Consider the following 18,241-nt stretch of genomic DNA (forward strand, 5'->3'; position numbering starts at 1 on the left):
GCCGGTTGGCAGGCCCGACATCCGTTCCCCGGGATCGTGATCTGGCGCGATCCCCACGGGGCCCACTACCTGGTCGACCCGACCGGCACGAGACGCATCACCGCCGCGAGCGGTGACGACACACCCACTCACGTCGACATCATGGTCACCAACTTCGTCCTCGACCACGCCGCCTGACCGCTCGATCGATCAGTAGCCGACCAGCTTGGGCTCGGCCTCGATCGCCCGCAGCGATTGCCCCTGCCCGTCGATGGTGACGGTCCCGGGAATGGCCTGCCACCCGCCGTCCGCGATCCGATAGCGGCCGGTGTAGGTCGTCGACAGGCTGGGCAGGTACTCGCCCTTGCGCAGGTAGTTGTGGGTGATCGTGAGATCGGGATACGGCGCCCCCGGCTCGGTCGTGCTCCTCGACTCCCCGTCGCCGAAATGCCACACGAAGGTCGCCGGCGTGGCCTCCAGGGTGACGGGCTGCCCGAGGAGGGTCACGGTCGTGCTGATCGGATCGGTGCTCGTCGTGTAGAAGTTCGTCCTGAAGTTGACCAGGGTCAGCCCGTCGGGTGGCTGGATCGTCAGGGTGCCGGCGGGCAGCTTGAGCTCGGCGAACGCGCGCCGCACGTCCTCGGCTGTGAGAGCTGGGGGCTCATCGGCTCCACACACCATTGCGTTGTCTGATTCGCCGGACTGCGTGCCAACTACAGCTTCAGCTCCGGGGCAAGCCTGCTCACCGATAACGATGTGCGGCCCGGCCGCTCCGTCATCGACCTGTTGTGGAGCGCCGTGGTCCGAACCGGACTGCTGAGACTCGTCCACCTGCTCAACCCAGAACGTTTCATCTGAGGTGCCGGACGAATCACCATCATCCGCATGCGCCGACGGACTGACCAACGACAGCATGACGGCCATCGTCAGAACGCGGGCCTTCAATTGAGTTCCATGACGTCGAGGCGCCAGTGTGTGTCGCCCACCCACAGGACGTAGAGGTTCCAGTCGTCGGCCCCGGGGGCTCGGGCCTCTTTATTGCCGTCGTTCGAGATGATTGTCTGTGCGTCGTGTGAGACCCGAGTTTCGCTGCGGAAGGCGTATATGTCTGACTTTGAAGTCACCTCCGCCAACCTCGTGCGATCGACTCGATGGACACCACCGGCGATCGATCCGCCTGACCGATAGTGTCTTCTGATACCTCGAATGCCCGCCTGACAGCCCTTGCAGGTCGTTGCGGATGCAGCCTTGAGCGCCTTCACATCGCCGGTGACCTGCGCGTAGTTGATCAGGTCCCAGTAGTACGTGATGAACGCCCGGGCGCCTTCCTCGCTCGCCTGCTTGGCCGCCTCCGGAAGCACCGGCTCCGCCGGTGGCGTCGCCGTCGGCGACGGCGTGTCCATGGTCCCGGTCGGGCTCCACGTCGACGTCGGGTCGCGGGGGTCCGGATCGTCGTCGGTGCAGGCGGCCGCGGAGAGCAGCAGGACCAGTGCGGCGGCGAACAGGCCGAGCGCCGGCGGGCCGCCGGCGGTGCGGTGTGTGCGCATGGGTCCTCCCGAGATGTGCAGCGCCCGGACCGGGGACGCGTTCGCGACGCTATCCCGATCCGGGCGGTGCCCGCCACCGAGGCAGCGGCGGGCTGTGGAGGAGCCGGCAGCGCTCAGCGGCTCACCGGGCGCATCACCAGGTGCGCGCCCAGACGCAGTAGTCGGCGGCGCGCAGCCGCTCCAGCGCCTCCGTGGAGAGCGGGGCGGCGGCATCGATGACGACGTACCCGAGGCCGTCCTTGGTCGAGAGCAACTGGTCGACGACATTGTCACCGGCCTCCGCGAAGGTGGCGTTGAGGTCGGCGAGGACGCCCGGCACGTTGCGGTGCAGCAGCCCGAGACGGCGGCCTGCCGGCAGCTCGGGCGGGAGGACGGCAGGCAGGTTGACGGAGAGCGCGGTGCTGCCCTCCAGGGCGAAGCGGGCGAGCTTCTCGGCGACGAACCAGCCGATCTCCTCCTGCGCCTCCTGGGTCGACCCGCCGATGTGCGGGGTCAGGATGACGTTGTCGAGGCCGCGCAGCACCGAGTCGAACGGGTCGCCCTGTGCCTTCGGCTCGGACGGGAAGACGTCGACGGCGGCGCCGGCGATGTGGCCGGAGATCAGGTGGTCGCGCAGCGCCTCGTAGTCGACGACCATGCCGCGCGAGGCGTTGATGAGCATCGCCCGCGGCTTCATAGCAGCGAACTCCGCGGCACCGAAGAAGCCGGCGTTGCCCGCCCGTCCGTCGACGTGCAGGCTGACGACGTCGGAGACCGCCAGCAGCTCCTTGAGGGTGCGCACTCGCCGGGCCGTGCCATGGGCGGGCCGGTCGGCGGTGTCGTAGAAGACGACGTTGAACCCGAGCGCCTCCGCCACGGTCGAGAGCTGGGTGCCGATGTTGCCGTAGCCGACGATGCCGAGCGTCCGCCCGCGCACCTCGTGGCTGCCCTTGGCCGACTTGTCCCACACGCCCTCGTGCATGCGCTGGGTCTTCTCGGGGAGACGGCGCGCGAGGGCGATGATCTCGGCGATGACCAGCTCGACGACGCTGCGGGTGTTGGAGTACGGCGCGTTGAAGACGCCGACGCCCTTCGCGGCGGCCGTCTTGAGGTCGACCTGGTTGGTGCCGATGCAGAAGCAGCCGACGGCGACCAGGTCGGTCGCCTCGTCGAGCACCCGGGTCGTCACGTTCGTGTTGGAGCGGACGCCGAGCAGGTGGACACCGGGCAGCGCGGCGATCAGCTCGTCCTCGGACAGGGAGCCCGGACGCAGCTCCACCTCGTAGCCGCGGCCCTCCAGGGTCTCGACGGCGGCCGGATGGATGTTCTCGAGCAGCAGAGCCTTCACGGCAGAACCTTACGGGGAGCTGATGGTGGGAGCGCGTCCGGCCCAGGTGGCGAGCACGGGGCCCGGGTGAGCTGATCGCGTGACCGACTCAGCTCCAGTCGACGCTGTAGTAGCGCGTCTCCTGGTACTCGCGGATGCCCTCGTTGGCGCCCTCGCGGCCGATGCCGCTCTGCTTGACCCCACCGAACGGCGCGGCGGGGTCCGAGACGATGCCGCGGTTGATGCCGACCATGCCGGCGTCGATCCGCTCGCCGAGCCGCAGCGCGTCCTGGAGCCGCCCGGCGTAGACGTAGGCGGCCAGGCCGAACTCGGTGTCGTTGACCGAGGCCAGCATCTCGGCCTCGTCGGTCCAGGTGACGATCGGCGCCACCGGCCCGAAGATCTCCTCCGACAGGATCGGCGCGCCGACCGGTACGTCGACCAGGACGGTCGGCGGGAAGAACCAGCCCTCGGCGGGGACGCTGCCCTGCACGGCCACCTTCGCGCCGTCGGCCACCGCGGCGTCGACCAGTTTGGTGATGCCGGTCAGGGCCTTCTCGCTGATGACCGGGCCGATCTGGTTGGCCTCGTCCGCGGACGGGCCGACCTTCAGAGCGGAGACGGCGGCCGACAGCTTCGTGACGAACTCGTCGGCCACGTCGGCGTGCACGTAGAACCGGTTGGCGGCGGTACAGGCCTGGCCGCCGCCGCGGAACTTCGCGATCATCGCGCCGGTGACCGCCGCGTCGACGTCGGCGTCGGCGGTGATCACGAACGGCGCGTTGCCGCCGAGCTCCATGCTGGAGTTGAGGACCCGGTCGGCGGCCTGGCGCAGCAGGGCGCGGCCGACGCCGGTGGAGCCGGTGAAGCTGACCTTGCGGACCCGCGGGTCCTCGAGCCAGGCCGTCACGACCGCGGCGGCTGCCGTCGTGGGCACCACGTTGACCACGCCGGAGGGCACGCCGGCCTCGAGGAGGATGCGGGCCACGGCCAGGGCGGTCAGCGGCGTCTCGGCGGCCGGCTTGAGGACGACCGTGCACCCGGCGGCCAGGGCCGGCGCGATCTTGCGGGTGGCCATCGCCGCCGGGAAGTTCCACGGCGTGATCAACGCGGCCACGCCGACGGGCGCGTAGGTGACCAGGGTCTTGGCGTTGCCGGCCGGTGCGTCGCCGTACGTGCCCTCGCCGCGGACGGCCTCCTCCGAGAACCAGCGGAAGAACTCGGCCGCGTAGGTCACCTCGGCCCGGGCGTCGGTGACGGACTTGCCGTTCTCGGCCGCGATCAGGCCGGTGAGCAGGTCCGCGTCGCGGATCATCAGGTCGTAGCAGCGGCGCAGGATCTCCGCACGTGCCCGGGTCGGCGTCGCGGCCCAGGCAGGGAAGGCGGCGGCGGCCGCGTCGACGGCGCGGGTCGCGTCCTCGACGGTGCCGTCGGCGACATTCTCGATGACCAGGCCGGTCGCCGGGTCGTGGACCTCGAAGGTCGTGCCACTCATGGTCGTCTCCAGTCGGTGGGTGGGGTCACGGGTAGAGCCCGCGCAGTTGGTGTGCCTGGGCGACGCGCTCGACGGCGAGTACCGTCGCTGCCGTACGCAGCGGGATGCCGAGCCGGGCGGCAGCCTCGTTGACGGAGCCCCACGCGGCGAGCATTCGCTCGGCCAGCCGGTCCTCGACCTCGTTCTCGCTCCACCAGTAGGCCTGGTTGGCCTGGACCCACTCGAAGTAGGACACGATCACGCCGCCGGCGTTCGCGAGGATGTCCGGTACGACGAGCCGGCCGGCCTCCTGCAGGATCCGGTCGGCCTCCGGGGTGGTGGGTCCGTTCGCGCCCTCGACGATGATGCGCGCCCGCACCCGGCTGGCGTTGTCGGCGCGGAGCACGCCCTCGACGGCAGCGGGGACGAGCAGGTCGACGTCCGCCTCGAGCACGGCCTCCGCAGGGACCTCGTCGCCGTCCGCGAAGCCGACGACCGAGCCGGTCGCGTCGACGTGCTTCTCCAGCGCCGGCACGTCGAGGCCGCCGGAGGCGAACACCGCGCCGTACTGGTCGGACACGGCGAGGACGCGGGTGCCGGCCTCGGCGAGGAAGCGCGCGGCGTACCTGCCGACCTTGCCGAAGCCCTGCACCGACGCGGTCGCGCCCGCCGGGTCGATGCCGCGCGAGCGCAGCGCCGCCAGGGCGACGTGGACCACGCCGCGTGAGGTGGCGGTGGCGCGACCGCGCGAGCCGCCGAGGCTGATCGGCTTGCCGGTGGTGACGCCGAGGACGGTGTGTCCCTGCTGCACGGAGTAGGTGTCCATGATCCAGGCCATCGTCTTCTCGTCGGTGCCGATGTCGGGAGCCGGGATGTCGCGCTCGGGTCCGATGAGCGGGCTGATCTCGCTGGTGTAGCGGCGGGTGACGCGCTCCAGCTCGGCCTGCGAATAGTGCCGCGGGTCGATCCGGACGCCGCCCTTCGCGCCGCCGTAGGGCACGTCGAGCAGGGCGCACTTCCAGGTCATCCACATCGCCAGCGCACGGACCTCGTCGAGGTCCACGTCGGGGGAGTAGCGCAGGCCGCCCTTGGCCGGCCCGCGCGAGAAGTTGTGCTGCACCCGGTGCCCGACGAGAAGCTCGGTGCTGCCGTCGTCGCGGCGTAGTGGGATGCTCACGGTCACCTCCCGGCGCGGGGTGGCGAGCATCGAGTAGAGACCCTCGTCGTACCCGAGCAGCGTGGTGGCCTCCCGCAGCTGCGTGCGGGCGTCGTTCAGCGGCCCGGTCGCCCCCGGGGCTGGGTGGAGGGCGACGGGCTCCTGGAGCGCGGTCATTCAGCTCTCCTGGAAGATCTCGACGAGGAGGTCGAGGGCCTCGGCGAGCAGGTGGTCGGGCATCGAGAGCGGCGGCAGGAAGCGCAGCACGTTGCCGTAGGTGCCACAGGTCAGCACGACCATGCCCCGGGCGTTGGCGGCCGCGGCGATCCGCTTGGTGAGGTCGGCGTCGGGCTCGGGCGGTGTTGAATTCCGGGGCCCGGGCTTGACCAGCTCGACGGCGATCATCGCGCCGCGGCCGCGGACCTCGCCGATGCGCGGGTCGTTCTCCTGCAGCGCGGCCAGCCGCTCGGTCATGGTCTTGCCGATCGTGCGGGCGCGGTCGACCAGGCCCTCGGCCTCGATGGTCTCGAAGACGGCGAGCGCGGCGGCGCAGGCGAGCGGGTTGCCGCCGTACGTCCCGCCGAGGCCGCCGGCGTGGGCGGCGTCCATCAGCTCGGCGCGGCCGGTGACCGCGGCCAGCGGGAGGCCGCCGGCGATGCCCTTGGCGGTCACGATCAGGTCGGGGACGACGCCCTCGTGGTCGCACGCGAACAGCTCGCCGGTGCGGGCGAAGCCGGTCTGCACCTCGTCGGCGACGAAGACGACGCCGTTGTCACGGCACCACGTCGCCAGAGCGGGCAGGAAGCCGTCCGCGGGAACGATGAAGCCGCCCTCGCCCTGGATCGGCTCGATCACGATGGCGGCGAGACTCTCGGCGCCGACCTGCTTCTCGATCACGTCGATGGCCTCGCGCGCGGCCTCGGCGCCGTCCCGGCCACCGTCGCGGAAGGGGTAGGAGAGCGGGGCGCGGTAGACCTCGGAGGCGAACGGGCCGAAGCCCTTCTTGTACGGCATGTTCTTCGCCGTCATCGCCATGGTGAGGTTCGTACGGCCGTGGTAGGCGTGGTCGAAGACGACGACCGCCTGCCGGCCGGTCGCGGAGCGGGCGATCTTGACCGCGTTCTCGACCGCCTCGGCACCGGAGTTGAAGAGCGCCGACCGCTTCTCGTGGGTGCCGGGGGTGAGCTCGTTGAGCTTCTCGGCGACGGCGACGTAGCCCTCGTAGGGGGTGACCATGAAGCAGGTGTGCGTGAACTCGGCGACCTGACGGGTCACGGCCTCGACCACGCGCGGGGCGCTGTTGCCGACGGTGGTGACGGCGATGCCGGAGCCGAGGTCGATGAGCTGGTTGCCGTCGGCGTCGACGAGGATGCCGCCACCGGCGGCGACGATCTGGACCGGCAGGCCGACCGCGACGCCCGAGGCGACGGCCTTGGCCTTGCGCGCGGCGAGCTCCAGCGAGCGCGGGCCGGGGATGGCGGTGACGATGCGTCGCTCCTGCGTGATGCTGGGGCCGCCGGTGGGCTGCTGGCTCATCAGATGTCCTCCGTGGAAGGGATGCCCGGGGTGGCCGGACCGTCTGTCCCGAAGGTAGGGCCGCGGGGCTCTGTCCGCCATGAGCTGTATGCACAATCTGGACTTCTTTGTTGTGAAACACTCGCACCATGGTGACGGTGGCTGACCTGGTCGCGGTGCGCGGTCTCGGGCTGCGCCCGGTGCACGATGCCGCGGGCCCGTCGCTGCGCTGGGTCGCGACGAGCGAGCTGGCCGACCCGACGCCGTACCTCGAGGGCGGGGAGCTGCTGCTCACCACGGGGCTGGGCACGCGCGGCTGGAGCGACGAGTGGGAGCCGTACGTCGACCGGCTGGTCACCGCGGGCGCCGCCGCCCTCGCCGTGGGCGTGGGCCTGACCCACGACCGGCTGCCCGACCGGCTGGTCGCCGCCTGCCGCGCCCGGGGCCTGACCCTGCTGGAGGTGCCGCGCGAGACCCACTTCGTCGCGGTGTCGCGCGCCGCGGCCGAGCTGCTCCAGGACCAGGAGGCCGCGGCGACCCGGCTCGCACTCGACCTGCAGCGTCGGCTGACCCAGGCCGCGCTCGGCCTCGACCTGCGTCCGCTCCTGGAGCGCCTGGCCCAGCTGCTCGACGGTGCGGTGGCCCTGGTCCATCGCGACGGCGAGCCCGAGGAGGGGCCGTTCGGCGCCCACCCGGAGACCCTGGACCTCGCCCTGGTCACCGCCGAGGTGGTCCGGATCAAGGGTCAGGGCCTCGGCGCGGTGTCCACCACCGCCCGCGGCGGCGAGACCACGGTGGTCCGACCGATCGGCATCGCCGGGCGCCCCGAGCTCTACGTCGCGGTGCGCGTGCCCGGCCCGCTCGGCGACCCGCAGCGCTCCGCCGTCAGCACCGCCGCCGTCCTGCTCAGCCTCGCCGTCGAGCGGCGGGCCGAGCGCCGGTCCGCCGAGCGGCGGTTGCTGAGCCGGGCGCTCGAGCTGCTCCTCGCCGGCGACCTGCGCTCGGCCGAGGTCCTGCTCGCCGCCGCCGAGGGCGGCCGGGCAGTGCCCGACCGGCTGCGGGTGCTGCGGATGAGTGGCGCCGAGGATGCCTTACGCGACGCCCTCGACCGGTTGGACGACGAGCTCGCCGGTGAGAGCGTCCTGGCCGGACTGGTCGACGCCGAGCTGGTCGCCGTCGTCGCGCCTGCGCGGGTCCCGGCCGTGCTCGCCGTCGTCACCGGCTCCGGCCTGCGCGCCGGCGTCGGCCGGGCCACGGCGGCGAGCGACGCCCGTCGCAGCGCCGAGTCCGCCGGGCACGCCCTCGACCGCACGACCGGCGCCAGCCCGGTACGCCGCTGGGAGGACGTCGCCGACGCCGGACCGCTCGCGCTGGTGCCCGAGGCGCTCGGCCGGGAGTACGCCGCCACCCTGCTCGCGCCGCTCGACGCCGAGCACCGGGCTACCCTGGCCGCCTTCCTGCGTCACCACGGCTCCCGCGGCGCCGTCGCCGACGACCTCGGGGTGCACCGCAACACCGTGCGCAACCGGCTGGCCGAGATCGAGCGGCTGGCCGGCCTCGACCTCGACGACCCGGCCGCCCGGGTCGGTGCGTGGCTCGCGCTGGAGCTGGCCGCGGACCAGCCGACCGACGGGCTCTAGCGGAGCTCGCTCCGCCGGACCTTTCCGGTCAGCGTCCGGGGGAGCACGTCGAGGAAGGTGTACGCCTTGGGCCGCTTCGGCGGCGCCAGCCGCTCGCGGGCGAAGGTTTGGAGGTCCGCGTCGGTGGGACCGCCGGCGCCGACCACGACGGCCGCGCAGACCCGCTGGCCCCAGTCGGGGTCGTCGACGCCGTACACGGCGACGTCGGTGACGCCGGGACAGGTGCCGAGGACCTGCTCCACCTCGGTCGGGTAGACGTTGACGCCGCCGCTGATGATCAGGTCCTCGCGGCGCCCGTCGAGGTAGAGGTAGCCGTCCGCGTCCAGGCGGCCGAGATCGCCGACGGTGAACGCGGGCCCGTCGGGCGTCTCCCGCCACGCGGCCGCGGTCTTCTCCGGCGCCCCGAAGTACGTGAACCGGGCGAACGGCGGCACCGTGCACCAGATCGTGCCGTCCGGATCGGTGCTCAGCGTGCGGCCGGGCCGGGCGCGCCCGACGGTGCCGGGCCGGGCCAGCCACTCCTCGCTGCGGCACGCGGTGAACTGTCCCTCGGTCGAACCGTAGAACTCCCAGGTCGAGCCGTCCGGGAACGCCTCGACGAGGCGGTGCTTGAGGTCGGTCGGGCAGGGCGCCCCGGCATGTGCGACGAGCCGGAAGCAGGACAGGTCGGGCCTGCCGTGCTCGTCCCAGTGCGCGAACAGGCGCTGCAGGTGGGTCGGCACGCAGAACATCGTGGTCGGCCGCTCCGCCTCGATCGCCGCCGTCACCGCGGCCGGGTCGAACGGGCCCGGGATCACGATCCGGCCGCCCGCGAGGAGCGTGCCGAGCGCGAAGCGCAGCGGGGCCGAGTGGTAGAGCGGGCTCAGCACGAGGTTGACGTCCGCGGGGCCGAGATCCCACAGGTCGCGCTCCTCGGCGACCAGCGCCGCTGCGTCCTCCGGGGACAGCAGCCCCGAGAAGACCCCCTTCGGTACGCCGGTCGTCCCGCTCGTGCAGTGCATCGGCCGGCCCCGGGGCAGCCCGGCCGGCGGGAGGTTGGCGACCACCGCCGCCAGCTCCTCCTCGGTGCGCACCACGGCCGACGGCGCCAGGCCGGCGAGGATCCGCTCCTGCTCGCCGGACGTCAGCCGCGGGTCCAGCGGGATGGGGAAGATCCCCGCGGTGAGCATCCGGAGCACCGCGTCGACGTACCCGTGGGAGCCCGGGAGGAGCAGGGCGACCCGTTCGTTCTCCACGGGGTCACAGTAGGGTCCGCGTGTGCGCGTCGGACTGACCGGGGGGATCGCCTCGGGGAAGAGCACCGTGTCGTCGATCCTGCGCGAGCTGGGGGCGGTCGTGATCGACGCCGACCTGATCGCACGCGAGGTCGTGGCCAGGGGCACGCCCGGTCTCGCGGCCGTGGTCGCGGCCTTCGGGCCCGAGATGCTGACGCCCGAGGGCGAGCTGGACCGGCCGCGGATGGGCGCCCTCGTCTTCGGCGACGAGGCCCAGCGCCGGGTGCTGGAGGGCATCGTGCACCCCCTGGTCTTCGAGCGGTACGCCGAGCTGGAGGCCGCCGCGCCCGCCGACGGGATCGTCGTCCACGACATCCCGCTGCTGGTCGAGTCGGGCCGGGCGGGGGAGTTCGACGCGGTGATCGTGGTCGACGCGCCCGAGGAGCTGCAGATCGAGCGGATGGTCCGGGACCGCGGCTGGACCGAGGAGGACGCCCGCGCTCGGATCGCCGCCCAGGCGACCCGCGAGCAGCGGCGCGCCGTGGCGACGTACCTGATCGAGAACACGGGGTCCCGCGACGACCTGCGCCGGCGGGTGACGGAGGTCTTCGCCGGGCTCGTCGCCCGTTCCGGCCCCGTTCTCGACCAATAGTTGTCAAGCACGGCACAAACGACGCCCGGATCGTCTCCACGCCCCCGGACGGCGTGGTCTACTCCGAGGGCTCGTCGGCGGTGGCGCGGACTCGACACCGCGCCATCGGGAGTCACCACCGGCGGGCATGCCGAGTGGCCCGTCGTGCGATCGCCTCAGGGGTGAGCGTCGCGCGGCGGGCTGCTCCGGCGCGCCGACCGCAGGGTGAGGGAGACCGTCGTCATGGCCGGATCGAGGCATCGGTGCTTCGTCGTGCTCTACGTGGCCGTGCTGGCCTGCCTGGTGACCTTCCAGCTGGTCGTCCTGGAGGGCCACGGGCGCCGTGCGGCGCCCGTGGCCGGCCCCGGATCCTTCGTGCTCGGCCAGGCGGCCGCTCAGGCAGCCATGTCGGGGTCGCCGAGCCGGCGCAGCTTCTGCAGCGCCTCCCGCTCGAGCTGGCGGACTCGCTCCGCCGAGATGCCGTGCTTGACGCCGATGTCGGCGAGCTTGTGCTGCCGGCCGTCGGTGAGGCCGTAGCGGGAGCGGATGATGTCGGCCGCCCGCGGGTCGAGCTGGTCGACCAGGTCGTTGAGGCGGTCGCGGGCCTCGACGTCGAGGACGGTCAGATCGGGACCGGGAGCCGTCTCCTGGGCCATCAGGTCGCCGAGCGAGGTGTCACCGTCCTCGTCGACGGGGGTGTCCAGACTGACGTGCTCGCGGCCCCACGCCATCAGGTCGAGGACCCGGTCGACCTCCAGGCCGAGCTCGGCGGCGATCTCGGCCGGCTCCGGGTCGCGGCCCAGCTGGCGCTCGAGGGTACGGCGGGCGCCGCCGACCTGGTTGAGCTCCTCGACCACGTGGACCGGCAGCCGGACCACGCGGGCCTGCTGGGCGATGCCGCGGGTGATGGCCTGGCGGACCCACCAGGTCGCGTACGTGGAGAACTTGTAGCCCTTCGCGTAGTCGAACTTCTCGACGGCGCGGATCAGGCCGGTGTTGCCCTCCTGGATCAGGTCGAGCATCGGCATCTGGGCCCGGCCGTACTTGCGGGCGATGGACACCACGAGGCGCAGGTTGGCGTTGATGAACTCCGTGACGGCCTTGCGGCCCTCCTCGGCGATCCACTCGAGCTCCGCCTCGCTGGCCTGCTTGGGGGCGCCGCCCTTGCGGCGTCCGACCCGCCCCTGGGCGAGGAGGTGCTCGGCGTACAGGCCGGCCTCGATCGCCTTCGCGAGCTCGACCTCCCGGGCCGCGTCGAGCAGGGGAGTCCGAGCGATCTCGTCGAGGTACAGCCCGACGCTGTCGCGGCCCTCGATCTCCCGCCCGGTGTTCCGCTTCGAGCTCGCCGGCCTCGTCATCGTGGTCGCCATCGCGGTCCCTCCTTCGCCCGTGCGGTGGAAGCCCTCCGCACCTGTGGTTCCAACACCAGGGAGGTACCCGGGATTCCCCAGGACCTTCGGTGTTGCTCTCACCGGCTTTGACGTCCGGCAACCACCAGAAGTTGCGCCGCGCGGCGAATCTCAGGGAGTTCTCAACTTGCCGGCTCCTCCTCGGCCAGGCCGAGCCGGTCCAGGATCCACGCGAGGGAGAACGCCCGGTCCTCCCAGGCGCGGTAGCGGCCCGAGACGCCACCGTGACCGGCGGCCATCTCCGTGCGCAGCAGCACGTCGGCCCGTGGAGCCCGCTCGCGCAGCCGCGCGACCCACTTCGCGGGCTCCACGTAGAGCACCCGGGTGTCGTTGAGCGACGTCTCGGCCAGGATCGGCGGGTACGGCAGGTCGGCGACGTTCTCGTACGGCGCGTAGCCGGCGATCCGCTCGTAGGCGACCGGGTCGTCGCTCGGGTTGCCCCACTCGTCGTACTCGGGGACGGTCAGGGGGAGCGTCGCGTCCAGCATCGTGGTGAGGGTGTCGACGAACGGCACGCCGGCCACGAAGCCGCCGAACGCCTCGGGCGCCTGGTTGGCCACCGCGCCGATGAGCAGGCCGCCGGCACTCGCGCCCTCGGCGACGATCCGCTCGGGTGTCGTCCAGCCGGTCGCGACGAGGTGCCGGGCCGCCGCGATGAAGTCGTCGAACGTGTGCTGCTTGTGCTCCAGCTTCCCGTCGTCGTACCAGTGCCGGCCCATCTCGCCGCCGCCCCGCACGTGGGCGATCGCGAACGCGCCGCCGCGGTCGAGCAGGGAGAGCCGGGCGACCGCGAAGTAGGGGTCGATGGAGGCCTCGTAGGCGCCGTACCCGTAGAGGTGCACCGGCACCGGGCCGGTGCCGCTCTCGCCGCGGACGCCCTTGCGGACGACGAGGGAGATGGGCACCTCGACGCCGTCGACCGAGGGCGCCCAGAGCCGGTGCTCCTCGTAGGCGTCGGGGTCGTAGCCGCCGAGGACCGGCGCCTGCTTGCGCAGCACCAGCTCGCCGGTGCGCAGGTCGTGGTCGTAGACCGCGGAGGGCCGGGCGAGGCTGGTCATGCCCACCCGGATGATCGGCTGCTCGAAGGCCGGGTTGCTGCCGGCGCCCACCGTGGCGAGCTCGCCGGGGAACTCCACGAGGCGGTCGTCCGTGACCGGGTTCTCCGGGTCGTCGCCGAGGTCGAGGATCCGCACCTGACTGCTGCCGCCGCTGCGCTGCTGGACGACCAGGTGGCCGGCGAAGGCGTCGACGTCCTCCAGCCGGACCGCGAGGTCGTGGGGCAGCAGCGGCCTCCAGTCGGCCGGCGCCGTGGGTACGGCGGGCGCGTGGCCCAGCTCGAACTCCGGGCCGGTGGCGTTGTGCAGCACCAGGAACCGGTCCTCGCCGCCGACGACCGCGTGCTCGAGGGAGTACTCCACGCCATCGGTGCGCGTGGCGAAGCAGACCGGCCGGGCCTGCGGGTCGGCCGCGTCGAGGACGTGGAACTCGGAGGTCGTCTTCGAGCTGGCCGCGATCATCACGTAGCGACGGCTGCGGGTGCGGCCGACGCCGACGAAGTAGCGGCCGTCGGGCTCGTGGAAGACCAGCTCGTCGTCGGCCTGCGCGGTGCCGAGGCGGTGCCGCCAGACCTTGTCGGGACGCCAGGCCTCGTCGACGGTCGTGTAGTAGAAATGGTCGGCCCGGCCAGTGTCGGACTCAGCGCCCCAGGTCACGCCGCCGAGGACGTCGGTGAGCACGTCCTCGTGCAGCTCCCGGGTCGCCAGGTCGAGGACGCGGACGGTGTAGCGCTCGTCGCCGACCACGTCGACGGCGTACGCGAGCAGCCGGTCGTCGGGGCTGACCGACGACCCGCCGAGGCTGAAGAACTCGTGCCCCTCGGCGAGCGCGTCGAGGTCGAGCAGCACCTCCTCGCCGGGCAGCGCGGGCTGGTCCGGGGTGGCGTCGGCCGCGGGCTGCGGGGGAGTCCAGTCGTCGGCGTCGGTGACGGGGACGCGGCAGCTCGCGCCGTACTGGCGGCCCTCGAAGGAGCGGCCGTAGTACCAGAACCCGCGGACCCGGGTCGGCACCGAGAGGTCGGTCTCCAGGGTGCGGGCCTTGATCTCGTCGTAGATCCGGCCGCGCAGGTCGGCGAGGTGGGCGGTGCGCTCCTGGGTGTAGGCGTTCTCGGCCTCCAGATGCGCGATGACCGCCGGGTCCTCCTTGACGCGCAGCCACTCGTACTCGTCGGTGCGGGTGTGGCCGTGGTTCGTCGTGGTGACGGGGTGGCGCGGAGCGCTCGGCGGGACGGACATGCCCGGAACGCTACTGCTCATCCGGTTGCTGATCCGAGGGTGGCTCCGCGGGCGGTCGCCAGCGCTCGAGGTCGGGATCGTCGGCGCGGAACGAGCGGACCGGACCCGGCGGGGTGTCGGCGGTCTCGAAGCGCACCGTCACCACCCCTCTGCCCGAGCCCCAGACCCAGCCGCGGCCGTGCTCGGCGTGCACCACGTCCATGCCCGGAGCCCAGGTCGCGCTGCGCCAGCGGGCGCCGGCCTGGTCGGGCTCCCTCGCCTCCTCCGGCTCCTCGGGCTCCGCCGGGGTTTCCGCACCGGGCTCCGGCCCCTCCGCGGCGAACAGGTCCTCCTGGATCCAGTCCGCCAGGCCGGAGACGCCGACGCCGAGCAGCCGGACGCCGCCGGACGTGTCGAGGTCCTCCAGCAGGGTGCGGGCGAGCCGGGCGACCGTGCCGGGGTCGTCGGTGGGCGCGGGCAGGGTCGAGGAGCGGTTGAGGGTCGTGAAGTCGTAGAGGCGGACCTTGATCGTGACCGTCCGTCCCGACAGACCGCTGCTCCGCAGGCGCTTGGCGACCTCACCGGCCTGCCGCGTGATGATCGCGGCCATCTGAGACCGGTCGGTCAGGTCGTTCTCGTAGGTGCCCTCGACGCTCACGGACTTGGTCTCGCGGTCGGCGACGACCGGCCGGTCGTCCTCGGCCCGCGCGAGGTGGAAGAGGGCGCCGCCCTGTGCCTTGCCGACCAGTCGCACCAGCTCGTCCTGGCTGACCCGCTCCAGCTCCGCGACCGTGTGCACGCCGGCCCGGCGCAGCCGCTCGACGGTCGCCGGGCCGACACCGGGGATCACCGACACGTGCAGCGGCCGGAGCAGGTCGAGCTCGGTACCGGGCTGGATCACCACGAGTCCGTCGGGCTTGCGCAGGTCGCTGGCGATCTTGGCGAGGAACTTCGAGGAGGCGATCCCGACCGACGCCGTCAGCCCGCCGGTGGCCTCACGGACCCGGGCGCGCAGCTCCTCGGCGAGCGCCGTCACCGTGGCCACCTCCAGGTCGGGGAGGTCGGCCTGGGCGAGATCGACGAAGGCCTCGTCGAGGGACAGCGGCTCGACCAGCGGCGAGCAGGCGCGCAGCACCGCCATCACCGCGGCGCTGGTCGAGCGGTAGGCCTCGAACCGGCCGGAGAGGTACGCCGCGTGCGGGCACCGGGCGCGCGCCTCCCGCGTCGACATGGCCGAGCGGACGCCGAAGACCCGGGCCTCGTAGGAAGCGGTCGACACCACGCCGCGTCCGCCGGTGCCGCCGACGATGACCGGCTTCCCCCGCAGGGACGGCTTGTCGCGTTGCTCGACCGCCGCGAAGAACGCGTCGAGGTCCAGGTGGAGGACCGAGGCGTGGGCGCGCACGAGCGTCACGTTAGTGCTCACCGGTGACAACCCGGGCCCTCACCTGTCCCCAGGGCGATCTCCCGCCCGGGTCCTCCCCAGGCACCCCCGGTGATCCGGGCGACTGGCGGCCGTCCGCGACACCGTGCTCGTCATGACCACGACCTCCGAGGCACCCCGTCCGCGCACCTCCCTGACCGTCCACGCTCCCGAGGACCTGCTCGCCGCGGCGCCGGTCCTGCTCGGGTTCTGGCCCGAGCAGTCCGTCGTGCTGATGACCTTCGGCGCGCACCACCCGTTCCACGCCCGCACCGACCTGCCGTCCGCGGCCGCGCGGTCCCGGGACGTGCGCCGGCTGGTCGCGGCGGAGCTCCTCGGGCCGGCGCTGCGCCATGACGCCACGCACGCCGTCCTGCTCTACTACACCGACGACACGCCGGCGGCCGAGGCGGTGCACCGCGAGCTGCGGCGCGCCTGCCGGCGTACCGGGCCGGTGCTCGTGACCGCCCTGCTCGCCGACGGCACCCACTACCGCGAGCTCGGCCATCCCGACCCCACCGTCCGGCGTCGACGCCACCCCTACGACGTCCGTGCCCACCCCTTCGTGCTGGCCGCGGCGGTCGCGGGGCGGCGGTTGCACGGCTCCCGCGCCGAGCTGGTCGCCTCGCTCGAGCAGGACCCGGCCGCAGCCGCGGCCGTGAGCAGTGCCCTGGTCGCCGGCCGGCTGGCCGACGCCGGGGTGCCGACCGGCGGGAGGTCGCTCCGCGACGCCGGCGACTGGACCCTGCGTACCGTGCGCGGCCTGCTCGCCGACCAGGCCGTGCCCGATGACGCGGTGCTGGCGCGGCTGCTGTGGGTGATGCAGGCCGCCCGGGTCCGCGACGCGGCCTGGTCCGATCTCCGGGGCCACAACGCCGAGGCGCACCTCCGGCTCTGGTCCGACGCCGTGCGCCGTGCGCCGGACGCCCTCGTGGCGGCTCCGGCCGCGCTCCTGGGCTGGTCCGCCTGGCAGGCCGGCGACGGCGCACTCGCCTGGGCCGCCGTCGACCGCTGCCTCGGCGCCAGCCCGGGCCACCGGATGGCCGAGCACCTGGCCTCCCTCCTCCAAGGCGCCGTGCCGCCGACGCTGTGGAAAGGGGGGTTCGCGTGGGACAGGGGACTCCCGCAGGCATCGTCGACCTCCTGAGCCTCGTTCTGGTGTCGCGTAGCAGGCGAACCGTCCACGGATCGTGGCTAAGGTCGGTGCATGGGAGACGATGTCGCGGCCCAGGAGTTCACGCCCGCCGACCGGACCCGTTACCGGGAGAAGGTCCGTCGCTGTCTCGACGTGTTCGAGCGGATGCTGCGGGAGTCGGCCTTCGACACCGACGATCCGTGGACCGGCGTGGAGGTGGAGCTCAACCTGGTCGACGGCACGGGCGACCCGGCACTGCGCAACGCCGAGGTGCTCGAGGCGATCGAGGATCCCGACTTCCAGACCGAGCTCGGGCAGTTCAACATCGAGCTCAACCTGCCGCCGGGTCCGCTGCGCGCCGGGGGCCTGGAGGGCTACGAGACCCAGCTGCGCGACAGCCTCAACCACGCGGAGCAACGGGCGGCGGCGCTCGGGGCCCACCTGGTCATGATCGGGATCCTGCCCACCCTCGCGCCGGAGCACCTGCGCGCGGAGGTGATCAGTGCCAACCCTCGCTATCGACTGCTCAGCGAGCAGATCCTGCGCGCCCGCGGCGAGGACATCTTCATCGACATCCGGGGCGTCGAGCGGCTGAACGCGACGGTCGACACGATCATGCCGGAGGCGGCCTGCACCAGCACCCAGTTCCACGTGCAGGTGAGCCCCGACCAGTTCGCGGCGTACTGGAACGCGTCCCAGGCCATCGCCGGCATCCAGCTCGCCGTCGCGGCCAACTCGCCCTACCTGCTCGGCAAGCAGCTGTGGTCCGAGACCCGGATCCCGCTGTTCGAGCAGGCCACCGACACCCGTGGCGAGGAGCTCAAGGCCCAGGGGGTGCGTCCGCGGGTGTGGTTCGGCGAGCGCTGGATCACCTCGGTGTTCGACCTGTTCGAGGAGAACGTCCGCTACTTCCCGCCGCTGCTCCCGGTGCTCGACGAGGAGGACCCACTCACCGTCCTGGAGGCGGGCGGCACGCCCAACCTGTCCGAGCTGCGGCTGCACAACGGCACGATCTACCGATGGAACCGGCCGGTCTACGACATCACCGGCGGCCTGCCCCATCTGCGCGTCGAGAACCGGATCCTGGCCGCCGGTCCCACGGTGGTCGACACGGTCGCCAATGCCGCGTTCTACTTCGGCCTGGTCCGGGCCCTCGCCGAGAACGACCGCCCCCTGTGGTCCCAGATGTCCTTCAGCGCGGCCGAGGAGAACTTCCACAGCGCGGCCCGGTTCGGCATCGACGCCGACGTCTACTGGCCCCAGCTGGGCAAGGTGCGGGCGACCGAGCTGGTGGTGCGCCGGCTGCTGCCCCTGGCCCACGAGGGGCTGGCGGCCTGGGGAGTGGATCCGGCGGAGGCCCATCGCTACCTCGACATCATCGAGCAGCGCTGCCTGAGCGGCACCAACGCCGCCGACTGGTTCGCCCGCCGGGTGCAGGAGCGCGATGACGCCGATAGGTACGACGCACTGCGGGCGGTGCTCGCCGACTACCGGCAGCGGATGCACGACAACCAGCCGGTCCACACCTGGGACTGAGAGGGC

The 18,241-nt window shown here is 72.7% G+C and carries 14 protein-coding genes; 4 read left to right on the forward strand and 10 right to left on the reverse strand.

Annotation, left to right across the window (positions count from 1 at the left end):
* Positions 1–189: 189 nt before the first annotated feature.
* From RB608_RS22760 to gabT, 6 genes are all read right to left on the reverse strand, one after another.
* A complete protein-coding gene (locus tag RB608_RS22760) occupies positions 190–903 on the reverse strand; it encodes a PKD domain-containing protein (protein WP_308090357.1) in 714 nt (237 codons plus the stop codon).
* A gap of 17 nt (positions 904–920) precedes the next feature.
* A complete protein-coding gene (locus tag RB608_RS22765) occupies positions 921–1,526 on the reverse strand; it encodes a DUF6318 family protein (protein ID WP_308090358.1) in 606 nt (201 codons plus the stop codon).
* A gap of 133 nt (positions 1,527–1,659) precedes the next feature.
* Positions 1,660–2,853 (reverse strand): phosphoglycerate dehydrogenase, encoded by a 1,194-nt coding sequence (gene serA, locus RB608_RS22770; protein WP_308090359.1) that lies wholly within the window; start codon positions 2,851–2,853, stop codon positions 1,660–1,662.
* A gap of 88 nt (positions 2,854–2,941) precedes the next feature.
* On the reverse strand, positions 2,942–4,327 hold the full coding sequence (locus RB608_RS22775; RefSeq protein ID WP_308090360.1) for an NAD-dependent succinate-semialdehyde dehydrogenase: 1,386 nt from the start codon (positions 4,325–4,327) through the stop codon (positions 2,942–2,944).
* A 25-nt stretch (positions 4,328–4,352) separates the two neighbouring features.
* Positions 4,353–5,639, reverse strand: a complete 1,287-nt coding sequence (locus tag RB608_RS22780; protein ID WP_308090361.1) for a Glu/Leu/Phe/Val dehydrogenase — start codon at positions 5,637–5,639, stop codon at positions 4,353–4,355.
* Complete coding sequence (gene gabT / locus RB608_RS22785) at positions 5,640–6,998, reverse strand: 4-aminobutyrate--2-oxoglutarate transaminase (protein ID WP_308090362.1); 1,359 nt, start codon at positions 6,996–6,998, stop codon at positions 5,640–5,642. It lies immediately after the preceding gene.
* A 128-nt stretch (positions 6,999–7,126) separates the two neighbouring features.
* Between gabT and RB608_RS22790 the strand changes: the two genes are divergently transcribed.
* Positions 7,127–8,617 carry a PucR family transcriptional regulator ligand-binding domain-containing protein gene (locus RB608_RS22790; RefSeq protein ID WP_308090363.1) on the forward strand — a complete coding sequence of 497 codons (1,491 nt, stop codon included), beginning with the start codon at positions 7,127–7,129 and terminating at the stop codon, positions 8,615–8,617.
* On the opposite strand, the gene RB608_RS22795 is transcribed toward RB608_RS22790, so the two are convergent.
* Entirely contained in the window at positions 8,614–9,852 is a 1,239-nt protein-coding gene (locus RB608_RS22795) for an AMP-binding protein (protein ID WP_308090364.1), read from the reverse strand. The genes RB608_RS22790 and RB608_RS22795 overlap by 4 nt on opposite strands.
* Positions 9,853–9,874: 22 nt before the next feature.
* On the opposite strand from RB608_RS22795, the gene coaE reads away from it, so the two are divergent.
* The gene (gene coaE / locus RB608_RS22800; protein WP_308090365.1) at positions 9,875–10,483 is read left to right on the forward strand and encodes a dephospho-CoA kinase; all 609 of its coding nucleotides are present in this window, start codon (positions 9,875–9,877) and stop codon (positions 10,481–10,483) included.
* Positions 10,484–10,857: 374 nt separating this feature from the next.
* On the opposite strand, the gene RB608_RS22805 is transcribed toward coaE, so the two are convergent.
* The 3 genes from RB608_RS22805 to RB608_RS22815 all read right to left on the reverse strand — a co-directional run bounded on the left by RB608_RS22805 (position 10,858) and on the right by RB608_RS22815 (position 15,546).
* Positions 10,858–11,832, reverse strand: coding sequence for a sigma-70 family RNA polymerase sigma factor (locus RB608_RS22805; protein ID WP_308090366.1), 975 nt, complete (start codon positions 11,830–11,832; stop codon positions 10,858–10,860).
* 161 nt (positions 11,833–11,993) lie between these two features.
* Positions 11,994–14,162: a S9 family peptidase gene (locus tag RB608_RS22810; RefSeq protein WP_308090367.1), complete on the reverse strand. Its 2,169-nt coding sequence runs from the start codon at positions 14,160–14,162 to the stop codon at positions 11,994–11,996.
* A gap of 10 nt (positions 14,163–14,172) precedes the next feature.
* Positions 14,173–15,546 carry a DNA polymerase IV gene (locus tag RB608_RS22815; protein WP_308090507.1) on the reverse strand — a complete coding sequence of 458 codons (1,374 nt, stop codon included), beginning with the start codon at positions 15,544–15,546 and terminating at the stop codon, positions 14,173–14,175.
* 133 nt (positions 15,547–15,679) lie between these two features.
* Here RB608_RS22815 and RB608_RS22820 point away from each other — a divergent pair, with 133 nt between their 5' ends.
* Together RB608_RS22820 and RB608_RS22825 are read left to right on the forward strand one after the other, a co-directional pair.
* The gene (locus RB608_RS22820; RefSeq protein WP_308090368.1) at positions 15,680–16,711 is read left to right on the forward strand and encodes a DUF4192 domain-containing protein; all 1,032 of its coding nucleotides are present in this window, start codon (positions 15,680–15,682) and stop codon (positions 16,709–16,711) included.
* Between the two features lie 60 nt (positions 16,712–16,771).
* Positions 16,772–18,235, forward strand: coding sequence for a glutamate-cysteine ligase family protein (locus RB608_RS22825; RefSeq protein WP_308090369.1), 1,464 nt, complete (start codon positions 16,772–16,774; stop codon positions 18,233–18,235).
* Positions 18,236–18,241: the final 6 nt, after the last annotated feature.

Source organism: Nocardioides sp. LHD-245, assembly GCF_030929495.1.
Lineage (GTDB): Bacteria > Actinomycetota > Actinomycetes > Propionibacteriales > Nocardioidaceae > Nocardioides.